Raw genomic sequence first — 16,704 nt, forward strand, 5'->3', positions numbered from 1 at the left:
GTTTATTTGGAAACAGGTACCGCATCATAATACTCTTCAAGCGTTTCGCCGCTTTCTTTAAGCTCAGCAGCCAGCTCCGTCCCGACATATCTCAAATGCCATGGCTCATATTGGTAGCCGGTAATCGCTTCTTTACCTTTCAGGTATCGAATGATAAAGCCAAATTCATGCGCATGCTCCTCCAGCCATAACGCTTCCTTCGTACCCGCAAAGCAATCCGCCGCCGCGCATTTACCGTCGCTGCCGGAGATGTCAATGGCTAAGCCGGTTTCATGCTCGCTTGTACCGGGAAAAGCGCTGTACGTTCTTGCTTTCACTAAGCCGTCTCTCTTTACATACCGTTCAAACAGCGATTTTTGGGTCGTATGGGAACGATATGCGGATACGCCGGCCAACGCGATGCTATCGTTTTCTGCCGCTGTAAACATCTCCTCGATCGCCCCGGCCGCCTCTTTGCGCAGCATCCGCTTTTCAACTTTCTCATCAAATATAAATCGCACATCCGGATATACTAAGTCAGAAGGATTATAATCTTCCGGAAGCTTATTTTGCTTGTTCACCATCACAGTAATGCTCTCCGGCTGTGCAATTACAGCCAAACCATCCTCCGTCTGGCCAGCTTGTCCATCCCCGGCAGCCGGCGTCTCGACATTATCTGCGTTTTCTAATACATCCTGCACTTCCCCGCCGCTCTCTACGGTGCCTTCTTCCACAGCAGACTGCTTAGGAGGAATCGTCGTTGAATCGCCGGTCTTGATAAAGGAGTAAACAATCACCATAGACGCGCATACGATAATAAAAAACAAAAACCTTTTTCTTTTTTTCATGAAGAGCCTCCAGCTGTTATTTTTACATATATTCCATGTATTTATTCGAGGGTTTGCGCCTTGCCTTCTTACTTGCTAATTAATAGACTACTAAAACAAACACAATGTTTCAAACTTTATCATATTTCATTTGCTTGATTGGGCATGGAGGTGCCTTTTGCCTTTTGACATTGGTCCATAATTAGGAGCATAATGGATATAAGTTTACAATACTTATATATAACTTCAAACGGGCTGCTAGCTCTATCCACGAGACGGCCTGTTTTTGCTGTGAAAGGTAGGCGGTTAAATGACATTTCTTACTCCAAAACGATTGTTAAGCACTCGTCCCATACTATTTTTCTCATTTATTATGCTTCTCAAAAGCTATCTCGCGTGGATGGTTATTTTTGAAGACGGGTTTTCCTGGACAACGATATTAAAAGAAATTCCCTTTGTTCTTATCGTGTACTGCTTAATAGAATGGTTCGCATCAAAACGTAAGCTAATTTACTATTTAATCGCGAATCTAGTCATGACACTCATCTTATTTGCCGTCATTATGTATTATAAGTATTACGGCGTTATCGTAACTTATCTTGCGCTCGAACAAGTGAATCAGGTTACCGCGGTAAAAAATAGCGTATTTTCACTCATGGACCCTTACTACTTGCTAATCTTCATTGACATCATCATTATGGCTGTTCTCTTGTTCCGGCCGAAGAAAGCGCTCAATTGGAAGAGAGAAAGCTCGAAGAAAGAAAATAAACGGCTTGTTGTTGCTCTATTTAGCATATCGATCGCTCTGTGCTTGTTTAACATTTTGCCAAACCGCGCCAGCATGAATGAGATTCTCAAAGCGGAGCAAATGGGTATCCTCAACTACGAGGCTTATATGATTTTCTCGAATAAAGACGTTGAGCTGCTCGATCCAAACCATATCACGCAGGCCAAAATTGACACGGTCAAAAAGGTTCAGCAGCCTGCAACACCTGAGCTTTGGCAGAAGGCGGCCGGCAAAAACGTCATTATTATTCAAATGGAGTCGTTCCAAAACTTCCTTGTTAATTTGAAAATCGACGGACAAGAAGTTACGCCGAACCTTAATAAGCTAGTAAACGAAAATTACTATTTCAAGCACTTCTACCAGCAGGTCGGTCAAGGAAATACGTCGGATGCCGAATTCGTGGTAAATACTTCATTCTACATTCCGCCGCGCGGCGCAGCGACGATGGAATACGGGGACAAAGAACTTCCAAGCTTGCCGAAATTGCTCAAAGCGCAGGGATACGATACGGCAACGTTCCATACGAACGTTGTGGAGTTTTGGAATCGCAGCGAGCTTTACAAATCGCTCGGTTTTGACCGTTATTATGATCAAAAGTTTTTTGGCCTTGAAGATACTGTCTTTTTCGGAGCCTCTGATGAACAGCTATATGCTAAAACGGCTGCGGAATTGGATCGTATGAGTCAAAACGGTAAGCCGTTTTACTCGCACATCATCTCGATGACTGCGCATCATCCGTTTACTATTCCTGCGGAAAAATACAAAATGACTTTGCCGGAGCGTTATGAAAACACCTTTGTTGGCGATTATATACGCTCGCAAAACTATGCGGACTATGCCCTCGGCTTGTTCATTGAAGATTTGAAGGCACGCGGCATTTGGGACGACAGCTTGGTTCTGCTTTACGGCGATCATCTCGGCCTTCCCATTTATTCGCTTGACCGCGATGACAAAGAGCTGATGGCTGAAATTTACGGCCGTGAATACGGCTATACCGATATGATCAACATTCCGCTCGTGGTCGCATCAACCGGTATTACGGAGCATAAAGTTTTTGATCAGCTTGGCGGTCAGGTTGACGTCCTGCCCACGGTCGCGAACCTGCTTGGCATTTCCCTGGACGATCATATTAACTTTGGACAAGATTTGTTTAACCAAACTTATAACGTGCTGCCGCAGCGCTATTACTTGCCAACCGGCTCGTTCCTCAGCAGCAAGGAGCTGTTCATGTCGGGCAGCGGCTATGAAGACGGCAAGCATTACTCGTTAGCCGGTGACGGCGTCACCGAGCAGGAAGCAACCGAGGATGAATATCAGCGCGCGCTCGAGCTGCTGAATCTATCGGATAGCTATGTAAGCCAATTACCAAGCTGGAAGAAGCAATAAATAAAATGGCTCACCCTAAAGCGGCAAAAGCGGCTTAAGGGTGAGCCATTTCCTTTTAAATACCTTTAACTGCCTCAAGCACTTCCTTCACATGACCCTCCACGCTGACCTCGCGCCATTCCTTAACGAGCGTACCTTGCTCATCAAGGAGAAAAGTGGAGCGTTCGATCCCCATAAACTCTTTGCCGTCTCTGCTCCGCAGCTTCCACACGCCAAACAGCTTGGAAACCGTAAGCTCGGTATCTGACAATAGCAAGAATGGCAGCTCATGCATATCTACAAATTGCTCATGCGAGGCTAAATCATCAGGGCTAATGCCGATAACCTCCGCATTGTTCGCACCGAACTCTCCATTGAAGTCGCGGAAATCGCAGGATTCCGTCGTACAGCCCGGAGTCATATCCTTCGGATAAAAATAAATGACGAGCTTTTTCCCTGCATAATCCGCTAGCTCGATTTCCTTGCCGTTTGATGCCTGCAGCTTAAAATTCGGCACCTTGTCCCCTACATGCACTTGGATTTGTCCCATGATCAGTCTCCTCTATTTAATATTATTTATTGCACTTCGTTGCGCTCGTAATACAAAGATGTCCCTGTCACAAATGCTGCCGCCTGATCTTTGGTGTCATATAAACCATACGCAAGCATGAGCTTCGTAACAGCCGCTTCTATCGACATATTTTCAATGACGATTGCTCCCGCTTCAATGAGGCGTAGAGAAGAGGAGTATCGCGCATCCGAACGGTCTCTAATCGGGCAAATATAGAAATCGATGCCAAGCGCAAGGCAGCGGGCTATAAATTTCGGGAGGGAATAAGGCCCCTCCTCTATCGCACACGCCGTGCCCGAATGGTGCAAATCATGCAGCACAGCTTTCGGCGGCTTCGCCGCAAAATCATAAAACGAATAATTTAACCCGGGATATGGTTTTATGTATACGATACCCGTGTCGATTGCGAGCGTCTGAGGCTCCCATTCGAACCGTGAAACAGGCGGCTGCGTAAGCGTCTCCGGCTTCGGATTGCGCGCATGTTCACGCCACACAAACCTTCTATTTACCATCGTACCATAAGGTATGCCATAGGGACTGCCAAATTGATCCGTAAACGATACGGACTGCGTAATCCTCGTCCCCAAGTAAACGAGCGGCTCCCCTTGATCGTTCTCATACAGGGCAAACACACCCGGCAAAGCGTCGTTCGCTATAAAATCGATCGCATTCGTGAAGTTCCGGAGACCGTTGCTGCGCTCATCGGATAGCGGATAATTGCTTGCCGTCAGCACGACCGGTACCCTCGTGTCCGCAAACAAATAACCCATCATCGCAGCGCTATACGCAAGCGTATCCGAGCCATGCGTAACGATAACGCCAGCATAAGCGTCCAGGTCAACGCCGCGAATCGCTGCAGCAAGCGCTTGCCAATCGTCCGGCGTTATATTTTCGCTTAGCAGATTCAGCGGCTGTACCGCTTGAAGCTTCACATCGTCTCTATACAGCGGACTGTTGTTATAAGCTTCTATTAGTGAATAGGAGCCTGATTGATCGACATCAATGCCTGCTCCCTGCCTTTTGCTGCCAATGGTGCCTCCTGTAAATACGACCAGCAGATGCTTCATGGACCATCCTCCTTGCGATCATGCTAAATGAACTTATGTATACCGTTATCGTATATGCCGTTCCGCATCCAGGTCAATACTCTTCATGCTCTTAACAGGTTACCCCGTCCGGCTGATTTCATCATATTTTAACCAATTTTGATAAAGTGTAAATAATAATAATAATCATTGTCAATGCTGTAGAAGAAGCTTGCGATAGGCATATATCGCATTACGATAACTGAGGTGACTAACATGCTGGACATAAAGAAAGATGCATATGCAGAGAAGCCGCACCGTGGCGGCAATAGTCAAGGAGTTGATGGGCATCGAGGCAGCGGCAAACGGTATTTTGGCCGAGGCGGTGTAAGGTTTGCCCTGCTAAAGCTGCTCGAGGGTGAGCCGATGCATGGTTATCAGATGATGAAAGCTTTGGAGGAACAATCCGGAGGGCTGTACGCGCCAAGCGCAGGCTCCATCTATCCAGCGCTGCAGATGCTCGTGAAGAGCGGATTTGTAGTCGTCAAAGAAGAGGAAGGCGGAAAAAAGGTCTATAAGATCACGGAGCAAGGCCGTTCTGCCTTAATACTGCTTCCGGATGGATCAAGACGCGCTGCAGCCGGTGATGTCCGCCACTCTCCTCAGGCGGCAGCATTTCTGAACGAGAGGATACGGCGCACGCTTGGTCTCTCGAATGAATCCTTCGATCTGCTCCGCCTGGTCACCCGGGCTGAGCATGAGGCAATCGCCAGCAAGGAGCTTTCCGCTAAGCTTCGGCAGCTTCTCCACAAGCAGAAACAGCTAATTATCCAATTTCTGGTTGGGCACTGAAATGATAAAAAAAGGAGCTGCCCATCCAGGTCTACGACCTTGGGAAGCCCCTTTTTCAACCTTTAAATCGTTGTATCATGCGATACTTGATGTCCTTGCGTGCCGTGTGCCCGCTCTAGTGAAAATCCTTCACTTCCCGCATCCTGCTTGCGTCCCATGAACGGCCACCAGTTAGCCGGTCCGAACATGCGCACCATAACCGGAACAAACAATGGAAGCATAAGCAGCGCGTACATGAATAGTCCGCATAATACGATCGTCGCGATTTGCAGGAGTGACATCACGCCTGACGGAAGCATCGCGGCGAAGGTTCCTCCCAAAATAACGGCAGCTGACATAATAACCGTACCCATGTTTTTCATCGCTTCCAGAATCGCTTCCTGAGGCGGCATATGCCGGTACTCTTTGAAACGGTCCATTAGGAATATACTGTAGTCGATACCTAGCGCGACCAGCATAACGAAGCCGAAAAATGGCACCGCCCAGCTTATGCCCGATTGCCCGAGCAGCCGCACGAAAATTACTTCCGCAATCGCAAGCGAAGAATAGAACGTCACGAGGAGCGATGCGATCAGGTAAAGCGGCATGACGATCGAACGGAACAGGATGATGAGTATAATCGAGATTCCGATCAGCATCAAAATAACCGTGCGGGAATAATCGGCATCCGAAATGTTGCTAAGGTCGTTATTCATGCTCGTAACGCCGCCGATCGCTACTTGCGCGCCGCTATAGTCCGTCCCTTGAACGGCACGTTTGGCTGCAGCCTCCAGCCCGTCAATTTGGGCCATCGTTTCCTGCGAGTACGGGTTGCCGCTAAATACGACATCGAACTTCGCCGTCTGGCGGTCCTCCGACATATAGACATTCAGTGCGGATTGGAACTCCTCATCCGCAATCGCTTCCTCTGGAATATACCAGCCCGTCATTTGTTTATCCGGCGATTCTGCCAAGCCATTCAAATAACCGCCTGCGGAAGCTAAACCATCGGTTACTTGCGATAAACCGTCTACGCTTTGATCAAGTCCGCTCGTAAGCTCACCAAGCTGATCATTTAACGCAGCGAAGCCGGCTTGAAGCTCCTTCTGTCCGCTCGACAGCTCATTAAAGCCCTGTGAGACGCTTGGCAGCTTCGAAACGATTTGCCCTTGACCTGCCGCAGCTTGTGCAATGCCGCTTTGCAGCTCCACAATTCCCGCTGCCAGCTTGCTAAGGCCTGCTGCGAGCGCCGATTGTCCGCCTGAAGCCTGCGCGAAGCCCTCATTCGCTTGCGTCATCCCTGCCGAGATGCCTGCAAGCTGCTCATTCATCTGTGACAATTGGCCGCTGATGCCTGCTGCGCCTTGCTGCAGCTGGCCAAGCGTGCTTAACGCCTGCTGGAAAGCATCGTCGTTCTCCAGCTCCGGATAGCTATCCTGCAAACCGCTGAGACTCTGCTCTACGCCTGACAATCCTTCTGCAAGCTTCGCCTGCTCGGAAGCAACGGCACGATAGGCTCCAGTTAATTGACCGAGGCCGCCGCCCAGCTGCTCATAGCTGCCGAGCAATTCACGGCTGGCCGCTGCCAGCTGCTCCGCACTCGCGTGCGCTTGCTTCAGACCCTCGCTAAGCTCTTCAGAGCCAGCAGAACCGTCCAGCAGACCCTGCTCAATTCGCTTAAGCCCGTTTCCAAGCTGTACGATACCTTCCTTCAGCTCATTCGTACCATCGACCAGCTGACCTGCGCCGTCTACAGCCTCGTTCAGCTTCGGCGCATTTGCGCTTAGTGCGCTGCTAGCCTCCGATAATCCGTCTCCGATTTTACCTAAGCCTTCACCGCTCTTGCCAAGTCCGTCCTCAAGCGTCACTACTTGATCAGATACGAGGAACTGCTCTATGACATCGCCAGTCGGCCGGGTTGCGCTGCGAACAACCTTGACGCCTTCCGTTTTCGCAAGCTCACGACTCACCTGCTCCAACGCGGCAAGTCCTTCAGGCGTATCCATCGGTTGATCTGCTTTGATAATGACCGTTGTCGGCAGCGAATCGCCAGGTCCAAAGCTATCCGAAATAATATTGAACGCTTTGACCGATTCGTACTTATCGCCAATCTCGTCAAGCGAGTTGAACGAGATCGAGCCTTTGTAAGCTGTCAGGAACGGAACGATGATAACCGCCAAAATAACAAGCGCCCATAACGGCCGTTTCAGCGAAAATTTACCGACAGTCCCCCATAGCCGGCTCGGCTTATGCTCAAGAGAGCCTCTGGATGGCCAAAATAATGCCTTGCCCAGCACCGCCATGAAAAACGGCACGATCGTAAACAGCGCGATGAGCAGCACCACTACTCCGACCGCAACCGCAACTGCCGAGCGGTAAAGCATGAAGGTCGAGAAACCAATAGACGCGAAGCCTACGAGCACCGCAAGTCCGGAGAACAGCACCGTTTTGCCGGCTGTCCGGTACGTATGAATAATCGCCTCTGTCTTGTCGCCGCGATGGGCAAGCTCTTCTTTAAAACGGCTGATAAGCAGGATGCAATAGTCCGTTCCGATTCCGAACAATACGGCAACGAGAAATATTTGCGTAAAGTTCGAAAGCGGGAAATCGAAATAGTCGACCAAATAGGCAATAATCGACTGCGATACCAAATAAGTAAAACCAACCGCAACAAGCGGCACGAGCGGCGCAACCGCCGAACGGAATACTGCAAACAAGATGATTAAAATAAATCCGAGTGTAATAAACTCCGTCTTCTTAAGCCCTTCTTGCGAGCTTTGCACGACATCCTCGGAGATCAGCCAGTTACCGGTATAATAGTGATCAACCTTTACATCCGATATGGCATCATACAAACCATCGCGAAGCTCGGAAAGTTCACGGTCTCCCGCCTCCACATTTACGAGCGTTAGAACGGTGCTGCCATCCTCGGATACCATCTGCTCCTCCAGCTCTTTGGTATCAAAATGGCTTGTGACGGAGACGATGCCAATGGCCTCTCCTTCACGCTTCAGCTTATCGATGCCGCTCTTCACATCGGCTAAATCAGCGTCCGATAAGCCTCCTTCCTTATGAAACACAAGCACGGTTGCCATGCCGCTGCCAGCGCCTGCGCCGTCTTCCCCGCCAATCGCTTTCTGCAAATCACTTGCAATAGTCGACGAGTAGCCGTCCGGCACATTGATTTGTCCTTTTGTGCGAACGAGCTCCTCCATGCCCGGCGCGGTAATCATCAATCCGGCTGCAGCCGCCAGCCACAGCGCCAGCACCAGCCATCTAAACTTTAATACGGTTCTCATCTCTAGGTACTCCTCTCCTCTACTACGATTGCATCATTTCCTTCGCCAGCTTCTCAAACGTCTCGATAAAGTTTAGCGCTTCCTGCTCGTCAAAATGCTTCAAATAATTCGCAAGCATCGGTTGAAGCCTCTCCAGCATAATTTCGCACATCTTTACGCCTTCATCCGTCAATGCCAAATAAATGACTCTCCGATCCTTATCATCAGGCAGTCGTTTGATGAGCTTTTTGTCGGTTAATCGGGTTACAATAGCGGTAATGGAGCTTTTTCCGACACAAAAAATATCAGCCAGCTCAGAGGATGTACACATTTCCCGCGTACACAAATACCGAAGTACCGCAAATTGGTCAACCGTCAATCCTTCCGGCATTTGCTCGCGGAACAACGCATTTAATCTCCGGTTGACGACAAAATTAGCCTGCTCGTAGCGCTCAATAATTTGATGCAATAAAACTTGATCCACACTGTTGTCCTCCTTCTCATGCTGCTGCAGAACGCTCATAAAATGATTCTATTGTAGAATAGTTCGATAATAGAACTATATCAAATGGCTAGGCACTTAAGCAATGGAACAGATATGAATGTATTGTGAACATATAGTGAGTGTATGTCGGCGGCGCACCCCTCGATTTCTCTGAAATCCTATATAAATTAAAGGCTGCCCTATATAGTCATTGACTAATAGGACAGCCTCATTATTAGGTCTGAGTTATGCAGTCGTTGCCGATGTTGTCGTGTCGGCTGCCGGCTGGTCCCCGGAAGCTGCTCCGCCCCGTTCGCCGCGCGGACCTTTACCGCCCATGCCGCTCATTGGAAGCTCGCCGTTCACATGCTTAGTCGCATGCTCGACCGCTGCCGCGAGCTTGGTATCATACTGCTCTTGCGTTATTTCACCTGCAGCAAGCTGCTCGTTCAGCTTTTCCTTGATCTCGCTCACCCAAGCATCAACTACCGTTTGCACGTCAACGCCCTTCTCAGTTGCGATAGCTGCAATTGTTTTGCCTTCCTCAATCTCCGCCTTCAACTCGTCCGCGGTTAATCCGAGTGCTTCGGCTATGGCATCGATGCTGTCGCCCCAGCCTTTGCCGCCCTCCGGAAGCACGCCGTTCACATGGTTAGTTGCACGTTCAACCGATGCCGCGAGCTTGGTATCATACTGCTCTTGCGTAATTTCGCCGGCAGCCAACTGCTCGTTCAGTTTTTCCTTAATCTCGCTCACCTGGGCATCAATAACCTTCTGTACGTCAACGCCCTTCTCGGTTGCAATAGCGGCGATCGTCTTTCCTTCCTTAATCTCTGCCTTCAGCTCGTCCGCAGTTAATCCAAGTATTTCAGCAATAGCGTCGATGTTTCCGCCCCATCCGTGGCCGCCGCGTCCGCCATGCTTGCCGAATCCGAAGCCTTTGGAATCTAGCAATTTTTCCGCTTTCGCAGCAGCATCCACATCAGCATTAGCCCCAGCTTCAGCCTGCGCCACTTCGAGCCATTCCACGAGCTTCGTCTTCAGCTCCTCACGGGTTTTACCTTGCTCTACAGCAATCTCAGCCAGTGTCAAAGTTTTCAACTTCGTTTGAAGCGCCACTTCGTCCAGCCCTAAGTATGCAAGAAGCTCATCTTGTATTTGATTGAATCCGTGCCCGAGTCCTCCGCGTTTGCCTGCAAAAACTTTTTTGGACGTGCTGTCCTCCGCCTGAGCAGCCTGCGTGCTCTGTGTATCGGCTGCCGTAGCCGCATTAGCGAATTGGCTTGCCCATAGGCTGCCGCCTCCAAGTGTTAGCGTTAACGCGATTGCGCCTGCCGTAATTGCTTTTGATTTCATCATCTTCTCTTCCACCTCTCACTTTCGATTTGTTCTTACAAGTACCATCCTAACCAGCATTCCTTAAACTTCCTTTAAATCAAACTGAAAGTTGGCTGAATATGGTTGGACAACTTTTAATATGATGAAAAGAAATGAAAAGGAGCTGCCGGGGCAGCTCCTTTTACTTATTGCACTTTTTATACCATCGTGACCGGAATGCCAGGGGATAATTCAGCAATCCGTCATCATAATATTTCCATTTATACATCCTTCAACGAAGAGTCTAGTCAACTCAGATTTACGAACATGATAACTATCATCCATATTATTCCAATTAGAACTGCCGCCATAATGCAAAATCATGTTTTCGATGATCTCAAACTTAAATTCATCAAGGTAGATTTTTCTTATATCCGCAGGCAGATGATGCAGATTGTTGTTTGTTGATTGAATATGAGATGTATTCGACATATTTTTAACTTTCAGATTATTGTTTTTCTTCATCCAATAATGCAAATAACCGCTCAAATGGCTGCGGCAGCCATTCCCAGAATAGTTCGCCAAAATATTGCAGACCCGAAGTCACGAAGCCGACCTCCGGCTTGTTTTCCAATACCTGGTAAAGCTTCTCAATCATAGTAGGATTAACCATATCGTCCGCATCTAAAGGCAAAATGTATTTTCCTCTTGATAGGTTGATACCGAAATTTCGTCCGTTCGGTAAGCTTTTATTTTTCTCTATTAGAACCACACGTACTTTCGGCATGTTCAATTGTTTTAAAACTTGAATCGTATTCACATCAGTCGAGCCGTTGTCAAACAACTATGATTTCGATGTCCTGAAAGGTCGAACGCAAACAAGAATCGACGGCATCTTCCACAAATTCCCCGTAATTGTAACAAGGAATAACCACGCTGACGACCGGATTCATATGGAACATCCTCCCAAATCCTCTCAATTTCCCTCAACCCCATCCGATATCAGTTTAAATTTCCCTTAAAATTTCATGCCCTCCACATTTGGTTTTATCCTTGAAAAATATTTTACGGGGAAAGGGATATCTGTGCTTACTTGGCCTTGTATGTTTAAACATCCATTTTTCAGGAAATCCGTAAGACGGTGTTAGCACTTTTATGGATTCCTCAAGCAAATATTCTGTTCTGTTTAAATGCGACTCGTCATAATCCGTCGCAATGATCCCGTTGCTCGAACCATGCCTGATGTTTTTTCCAGCGTCCGGACTAACTACAATGATCAGTCTTTCCCCCGTTTAATCCGTCCATAAAATAGCTGATTCCTTGACCGAAAGGAACGTAAGCCAAGCTGGCGGGATTTCTTTCACAAGCGAATATGCTGTTATCCTTCCCATAAAAACCGGGATGAATGACTGCTGTAACCCTTCCGACTCAGGCAGCTGCTGAGAACGATCCATGGAGTAGCAATAGGTCGTATTCCTATACAATCATCAACCACAAAAAAGATAATACGCGATGTTCGATAAAAGCTGCTGCTTGAAATCATGCTCGCGTATAAACTCCACTTTAGGATGCATCTATATCAAACGCATATATTGATATTCATGCGCCGCGTCAGAATTGGCACATTACGAAACATGTTTCAACCCCTTCCAGAGCAGTTCCGTTCGATTTCGTCCCATGATAGGAAGAGCCGTATTGTATCTTCTTCACCCAGCTCGCTGCCCATCTGCACTTCGATCATTTCCAGATCCGTCGTCGCCTTCATGCTGTGCCCTGCCCCGGCCGGAATTTGCAATACATCGCCTGCACTGACGTGTATCAACTGTTCATTCATCGCAAATATGCCTTCGCCCGAGAGAATCGTCCAAACTTCTTTTCTCTTATGATGAATTTGATAGCTCGGATTTTTACCTGCGTGAACGATAATCTTTTTCGTGAGCCGCTCATTCCCGCTTCGATCATTGGTATAATCCAGTACACGGTACCAGCCCCAACGCCGCTCTTCATACATGAGCCGTTGATCGGTATCGTTCATCAGATCTTTGATCTTTCTGCTTGCCGATTTATCGGAAACCAGAATCCCATCGGGACTTGCGGCTACGACAATGTTGGACAAGTCGATCACTTTTACCGGGATATCCAGTTCGTTGATGACATGGGTATTCCGGCATAATTCACTGATGGTACCTTTCCCCTGCAGGGATGTGTCCAGCTCCTCAGTAAGCGTCTCCCATGTACCCAAGTCTTTCCAGCTTCCGTTGTAAGGATAAACGGCCAGTGTTCCCGCTTTTTCCACGATTTCATAGTCAAAACTGGTTTTCGGCAAGGTATCGTATGCAGATTGAAGCTTTTCGTATTGAACAGGGATGCCTCTTTCCTGTAGAAGAGATACCATATACCCCAGCTTGAATGCAAAAATCCCGCAGTTCCAAAGTGCATTTTCTTCCATCAGCGTTTGCGCACGCTGCTTCTGCGGTTTTTCAACAAACATTTTCACTCTCTTACAGGATCCCATGCCTATTTCATCATCAGGAACGATATACCCGTACTTCTCAGAGGGGTGATCAGGCTTTACGCCAATCAATATCATTTCGTAATCGGACTCAGCACTGAGCTGCTCCAATTCTTTCAACCGGGAGTAAAAATGGTTTTCTGTATACGAATCTACCGGCAGCACGCAAACCATTTCGTTTGCACCCGCTTTGACAATGGAATGCAAGTAGGTACAAGCCAGAGCAATGGCAGGGAACGTATCGCGCCTTTCGGGTTCGACGATCAATCGAACGGAACTATCCAATTGGCTCTGAATAATTTCCGATTGCGATTTGCTGGTCGCCACATAGATGGATCCGTCGAGACCAGCCGATTTCAATTGGCTCCAAACTCTCTGCAGCATGGATTCCAATTGCTGGTTTTGATTTCTCAAAACATTAAAAACTGCTTCGATCTGGAGTCGTTGGACAAAGGCCATAGCCTTTTGCCGGAACCTCCCGACAGCAATATCAATTTCATTTTGTCACATCCTTTTAAGTGGGATGACTCCTCCTGACTTCATAGCCGTTCCGTTTCAGATGAGCCTCCCGCTGGGCCTCCGCCAGATCGCTTGCCACCATATCCGCCACCAATGCCTTCAAGTCGTATTTCGGCGTCCAACCCAGTTTCTTATTCGCTTTCGACGGGTTACCGAGCAGAAGTTCCACCTCTGTCGGCCTGTAATATGCGGAGTCTACGGTAACAACTTCTTTACCGATCGGAAGCTGATGCTGTACATTTCGGCAAGCAGCCACAAGGCCCTTTTCATGCTCTTTTTGACCGACGAATTCAATGTCAATACCAATGTGCGCAAAAGACAATCTGACAAATTCCCGTACTTCCGTCGTGATCCCGGTTGCGATAACAAAGTCCTCCGGCTCCTTCTGCTGGAGCATCAGCCACATCGCTTCTACGTAATCTTTGGCATGTCCCCAATCTCTCTTCGCGTTCAGATTACCCAAATACAATTTGTCCTGAAGCCCCAGAGCGATTCGCGAAGCCGCCCTCGTAATTTTGCGGGTAACAAACGTTTCACCGCGAATCGGACTTTCGTGATTGAATAGAATTCCGTTGCAGGCATACATGCCGTAAGCCTCGCGGTAGTTCACCGTGATCCAATAGGCGTACAGCTTCGCTGCCGCATAAGGACTCCGCGGATAAAACGGCGTTTGTTCACTTTGCGGAACCTCTTGCACGAGCCCGTATAATTCGGAGGTGGAGGCTTGATAAATTTTTGTTTTTCCCGCAAGTCCGAGAATCCGTACCGCCTCCAAAATTCGCAAGGTCCCTAGTCCATCCGTGTTGGCCGTATATTCCGGTGTCTCGAAGCTTACGTGGACGTGGCTCATTGCGCCCAAGTTATAAATTTCGTCTGGACGCACTTTATCGATCACTTGCACAATATTCATCGAATCGGTCAGATCTCCATGATGCAGGAAGAAATTCACTCCCTCTGCATGGGGATCCTGATACAGATGGTCAATTCTGTCCGTATTGGTAAGCGAGCTTCTTCTCTTCAAGCCGTGAACCTCATACCCTTTGCTCAGTAAGAGTTCCGCAAGATAAGAGCCGTCTTGCCCCGTAATTCCCGTGATAAGCGCAACTTTGACCATATAGTGACGACACCTCCTATTGATCGTAATGTTCTTGAAACCAGCGGTAGGTTTGTTCAATGCCATCCTTTAAACCGATTGACGCTTTCCAGCCTAACCGGTCGGTTTTGCTAACATCCAGTACTTTCCTTGGCGTGCCATCCGGTTTCGTGCTGTCAAAGACGATATTTCCCGTAAACCCGACAGTTTGCCGGATCAGCTGCGCAAGTTCCTTGATCGGCAAATCTTCTCCGGTTCCAATATTGAGGAAAGGTCCAACCGTCTTCGCATGGAATTTATCCATCAAATAAATGCAGGCGTCCGCCAAATCGTCGACATGAAGAAACTCTCTTCTTGGCGTTCCGGTTCCCCAGACTACGACATGACCTTGCCCTGTGGCTTTGGCCTCATGAAATTTCCGGATGAGCGCAGGCAGCACGTGAGAATGTTCAAGGTCAAAATTATCGTTAGGTCCATATAAATTGGTGGGCATAACCGCCATAAAATTCGTATTATATTGCTTATTGTAGGCTTCGCACATCTTGATTCCGGCAATTTTTGCAATCGCATAAGGCTCATTGGTATGCTCGAGTTTCCCGCTTAGCAAATAATCCTCCATTAACGGCTGGGGCGCCATTTTGGGATAAATGCAGGAGCTTCCGAGGAACAGCAGCTTTTTGGCTTGAAACCGGTACGAAGCATGAATCACATTCGTTTGAATCGCTAAATTTTCCCTGATGAAATCGGCGGGGTATTTGCTGTTCGCATAAATCCCTCCTACTTTCGCAGCAGCCAGAAAAACGTATTGCGGCCGGTTTTCTTCAAAGAAATGATCCACTTGATAAGGATTGGTCAAATCCAGCTCGTTCCGCGTTTTGGTTAGAATATGGCGGTAACCCAAAGCCTTTAGCTTGCGGACCAAAGCGCTGCCTACCAGACCGCGGTGTCCGGCAACATAAATGCTCGATTCGGTATCCATGTCGACCCCTCTTTTCAACTGCTTAAATTCATGAACCGTTTGATCCCTTCCTGTAAAGAAACTTTGGCTGTCCAATTCGGCAAAGCCGCACCTTGGTTCCATGGCACCATAATTTCACGCTTACGGTAAGGGCGCCCGCCCCACACAATTTGCAGCCGGCGTCCGGTTGCCTGCTCGAAGGCCTGCACCAGATCCTTCAGACGAATCGGATGCCCGGAAGATATAGCGTACACTTCATCCTTTACCCCTTGTACCGACACCAAGCGCTCCGCTACCGTGACATAAGCATCTGCGACATCATCGATGTAAACGATGTCCACCAGCTGCTCTCCCGGAGACATGGCCAAAGGCTTCCCGTCCAGCGCTGCCCTTTTCAGCAAATTCATGATCTTGGATCGCGGATCGCCAGGCCCGTAATTGTCATAAAGCTCAAGCGTAATGGCTTTTAAGGGAGCCGTTTCCGTATAAAACGTTAAAATATCTCTAAATGCTTGCTTTGTCGCATCATAAAGGGAGGACGAGCTGTAGTCTTTATTGTCACAGTGCTGCGAGAAGGTTCCGGTATTGATGAAACAATAAACGTGATTTGCCAGTATAGCCTCTACCAGCTGGGTTCCGAACACGACATTACTTTGCAGCATGGGTACGATATCTTCGGGGGTATGGGTAACGGAAGCAAAAGCCGCCAAATGAATCACGATGTCAGGAGCCGCTTGCTTGATAATGTCAAACAACTGTTTCGTCGAACCGTCGTGTCTATGAATGCTCACGCCATAGCAAGCCTTTTCAAGTAAAGTGAGCTTAGAATCGGTCCGGGCTATTACATGTACGTTCCAACCGCCGGCTGCAAGAAGCCGGACAACATTCGAGCCGATATAACCGGTTGCCCCGGTTATCCCCCCAGCGCATCATCTTCCCGGTAACCGTATTTCCTTTCATTGTTTTCATAGCATTTATCCGAAGTCACGTTAATGACCGCTTTTATTTGTTTTCCGCATGTCGTTGCATGCCTGACCGCTTCCAGCAGATGTACGGTTCCCATTACATTCGTTTCAAAAGTGTGTACCGGCGCATCATACGATGCCCTCACGAGCGGCTGGGCCGCCATGTGGATGACGATATCAGGGTCAGCCTCAA

14 protein-coding genes and 2 pseudogenes are annotated in these 16,704 nt (G+C 48.3%); 2 read left to right on the forward strand and 14 right to left on the reverse strand.

Annotation, left to right across the window (positions count from 1 at the left end; all coding sequences use genetic code 11):
* Positions 1 to 2 precede the first annotated feature (2 nt).
* Positions 3 to 827 (reverse strand): M15 family metallopeptidase, encoded by an 825-nt coding sequence (locus tag DFP97_RS18370; protein ID WP_114381643.1) that lies wholly within the window; start codon positions 825 to 827, stop codon positions 3 to 5.
* A gap of 289 nt (positions 828 to 1,116) precedes the next feature.
* On the opposite strand from DFP97_RS18370, the gene DFP97_RS18375 reads away from it, so the two are divergent.
* Complete coding sequence (locus DFP97_RS18375; protein WP_114381644.1) at positions 1,117 to 2,979, forward strand: LTA synthase family protein; 1,863 nt, start codon at positions 1,117 to 1,119, stop codon at positions 2,977 to 2,979.
* Positions 2,980 to 3,034: 55 nt separating this feature from the next.
* Here DFP97_RS18375 and bcp read toward each other — a convergent pair whose 3' ends face one another.
* Complete coding sequence (bcp, locus tag DFP97_RS18380) at positions 3,035 to 3,508, reverse strand: thioredoxin-dependent thiol peroxidase (protein ID WP_114381645.1); 474 nt, start codon at positions 3,506 to 3,508, stop codon at positions 3,035 to 3,037.
* Positions 3,509 to 3,534: 26 nt separating this feature from the next.
* On the reverse strand, positions 3,535 to 4,596 hold the full coding sequence (locus DFP97_RS18385) for an asparaginase (RefSeq protein WP_114381646.1): 1,062 nt from the start codon (positions 4,594 to 4,596) through the stop codon (positions 3,535 to 3,537).
* 234 nt (positions 4,597 to 4,830) lie between these two features.
* On the opposite strand from DFP97_RS18385, the gene DFP97_RS18390 reads away from it, so the two are divergent.
* On the forward strand, positions 4,831 to 5,406 hold the full coding sequence (locus tag DFP97_RS18390) for a PadR family transcriptional regulator (RefSeq protein ID WP_114381647.1): 576 nt from the start codon (positions 4,831 to 4,833) through the stop codon (positions 5,404 to 5,406).
* Positions 5,407 to 5,468: 62 nt separating this feature from the next.
* Here the strand turns inward: DFP97_RS18390 and DFP97_RS18395 are convergent, their stop codons facing one another.
* The 11 genes and pseudogenes from DFP97_RS18395 to DFP97_RS31610 form a co-directional block, all read right to left on the reverse strand.
* Positions 5,469 to 8,684 carry an efflux RND transporter permease subunit gene (locus DFP97_RS18395; RefSeq protein WP_114381648.1) on the reverse strand — a complete coding sequence of 1,072 codons (3,216 nt, stop codon included), beginning with the start codon at positions 8,682 to 8,684 and terminating at the stop codon, positions 5,469 to 5,471.
* A gap of 22 nt (positions 8,685 to 8,706) precedes the next feature.
* Positions 8,707 to 9,147 carry a MarR family winged helix-turn-helix transcriptional regulator gene (locus DFP97_RS18400; RefSeq protein WP_114381649.1) on the reverse strand — a complete coding sequence of 147 codons (441 nt, stop codon included), beginning with the start codon at positions 9,145 to 9,147 and terminating at the stop codon, positions 8,707 to 8,709.
* Positions 9,148 to 9,393: 246 nt separating this feature from the next.
* Positions 9,394 to 10,506: an SHOCT domain-containing protein gene (locus DFP97_RS18405; protein ID WP_114381650.1), complete on the reverse strand. Its 1,113-nt coding sequence runs from the start codon at positions 10,504 to 10,506 to the stop codon at positions 9,394 to 9,396.
* Between the two features lie 466 nt (positions 10,507 to 10,972).
* The gene (locus DFP97_RS18415) at positions 10,973 to 11,308 is read right to left on the reverse strand and encodes a glycosyltransferase family 2 protein (protein WP_114381652.1); all 336 of its coding nucleotides are present in this window, start codon (positions 11,306 to 11,308) and stop codon (positions 10,973 to 10,975) included.
* Positions 11,301 to 11,426: a glycosyltransferase gene (locus DFP97_RS32300; RefSeq protein WP_114381653.1), complete on the reverse strand. Its 126-nt coding sequence runs from the start codon at positions 11,424 to 11,426 to the stop codon at positions 11,301 to 11,303. Before DFP97_RS32300 ends, DFP97_RS18415 begins: the two co-directional genes overlap by 8 nt.
* Before the next feature lie 301 nt (positions 11,427 to 11,727).
* Positions 11,728 to 11,877 (reverse strand): annotated as a pseudogene (locus DFP97_RS32305) (hypothetical protein); the annotation flags it as partial.
* A 226-nt stretch (positions 11,878 to 12,103) separates the two neighbouring features.
* Positions 12,104 to 13,476, reverse strand: a pseudogene (locus DFP97_RS31945) (sugar phosphate nucleotidyltransferase).
* 14 nt (positions 13,477 to 13,490) lie between these two features.
* Positions 13,491 to 14,609: a GDP-mannose 4,6-dehydratase gene (gene gmd / locus DFP97_RS18435; RefSeq protein ID WP_114381655.1), complete on the reverse strand. Its 1,119-nt coding sequence runs from the start codon at positions 14,607 to 14,609 to the stop codon at positions 13,491 to 13,493.
* A 16-nt stretch (positions 14,610 to 14,625) separates the two neighbouring features.
* Positions 14,626 to 15,567, reverse strand: a complete 942-nt coding sequence (locus DFP97_RS18440) for a GDP-L-fucose synthase family protein (protein WP_114381656.1) — start codon at positions 15,565 to 15,567, stop codon at positions 14,626 to 14,628.
* A 14-nt stretch (positions 15,568 to 15,581) separates the two neighbouring features.
* Positions 15,582 to 16,463 (reverse strand): NAD-dependent epimerase/dehydratase family protein, encoded by an 882-nt coding sequence (locus DFP97_RS18445; protein ID WP_114381657.1) that lies wholly within the window; start codon positions 16,461 to 16,463, stop codon positions 15,582 to 15,584.
* Complete coding sequence (locus DFP97_RS31610) at positions 16,460 to 16,675, reverse strand: GDP-mannose 4,6-dehydratase (RefSeq protein WP_245976375.1); 216 nt, start codon at positions 16,673 to 16,675, stop codon at positions 16,460 to 16,462. The genes DFP97_RS18445 and DFP97_RS31610 overlap by 4 nt, the downstream gene beginning before the upstream one ends.
* Positions 16,676 to 16,704: the final 29 nt, after the last annotated feature.

Origin of the sequence: Paenibacillus prosopidis, from assembly GCF_003337375.1 — a bacterium.
GTDB classification, from domain to species: domain Bacteria; phylum Bacillota; class Bacilli; order Paenibacillales; family Paenibacillaceae; genus Pristimantibacillus; species Pristimantibacillus prosopidis.

Coding starts and splice junctions, on each gene's coding strand:
- DFP97_RS18370 (WP_114381643.1), bottom strand. CDS start 827: ATGAAAAAAAGAAAAAGGTTTTTGTTTTTTATTATCGTATGCGCGTCT.
- DFP97_RS18375 (WP_114381644.1), top strand. CDS start 1,117: ATGACATTTCTTACTCCAAAACGATTGTTAAGCACTCGTCCCATACTA.
- bcp (WP_114381645.1), bottom strand. CDS start 3,508: ATGGGACAAATCCAAGTGCATGTAGGGGACAAGGTGCCGAATTTTAAG.
- DFP97_RS18385 (WP_114381646.1), bottom strand. CDS start 4,596: ATGAAGCATCTGCTGGTCGTATTTACAGGAGGCACCATTGGCAGCAAA.
- DFP97_RS18390 (WP_114381647.1), top strand. CDS start 4,831: ATGCTGGACATAAAGAAAGATGCATATGCAGAGAAGCCGCACCGTGGC.
- DFP97_RS18395 (WP_114381648.1), bottom strand. CDS start 8,684: ATGAGAACCGTATTAAAGTTTAGATGGCTGGTGCTGGCGCTGTGGCTG.
- DFP97_RS18405 (WP_114381650.1), bottom strand. CDS start 10,506: ATGATGAAATCAAAAGCAATTACGGCAGGCGCAATCGCGTTAACGCTA.
- DFP97_RS32300 (WP_114381653.1), bottom strand. CDS start 11,426: ATGTTCCATATGAATCCGGTCGTCAGCGTGGTTATTCCTTGTTACAAT.
- gmd (WP_114381655.1), bottom strand. CDS start 14,609: ATGGTCAAAGTTGCGCTTATCACGGGAATTACGGGGCAAGACGGCTCT.
- DFP97_RS18440 (WP_114381656.1), bottom strand. CDS start 15,567: ATGGATACCGAATCGAGCATTTATGTTGCCGGACACCGCGGTCTGGTA.
- DFP97_RS31610 (WP_245976375.1), bottom strand. CDS start 16,675: ATGGCGGCCCAGCCGCTCGTGAGGGCATCGTATGATGCGCCGGTACAC.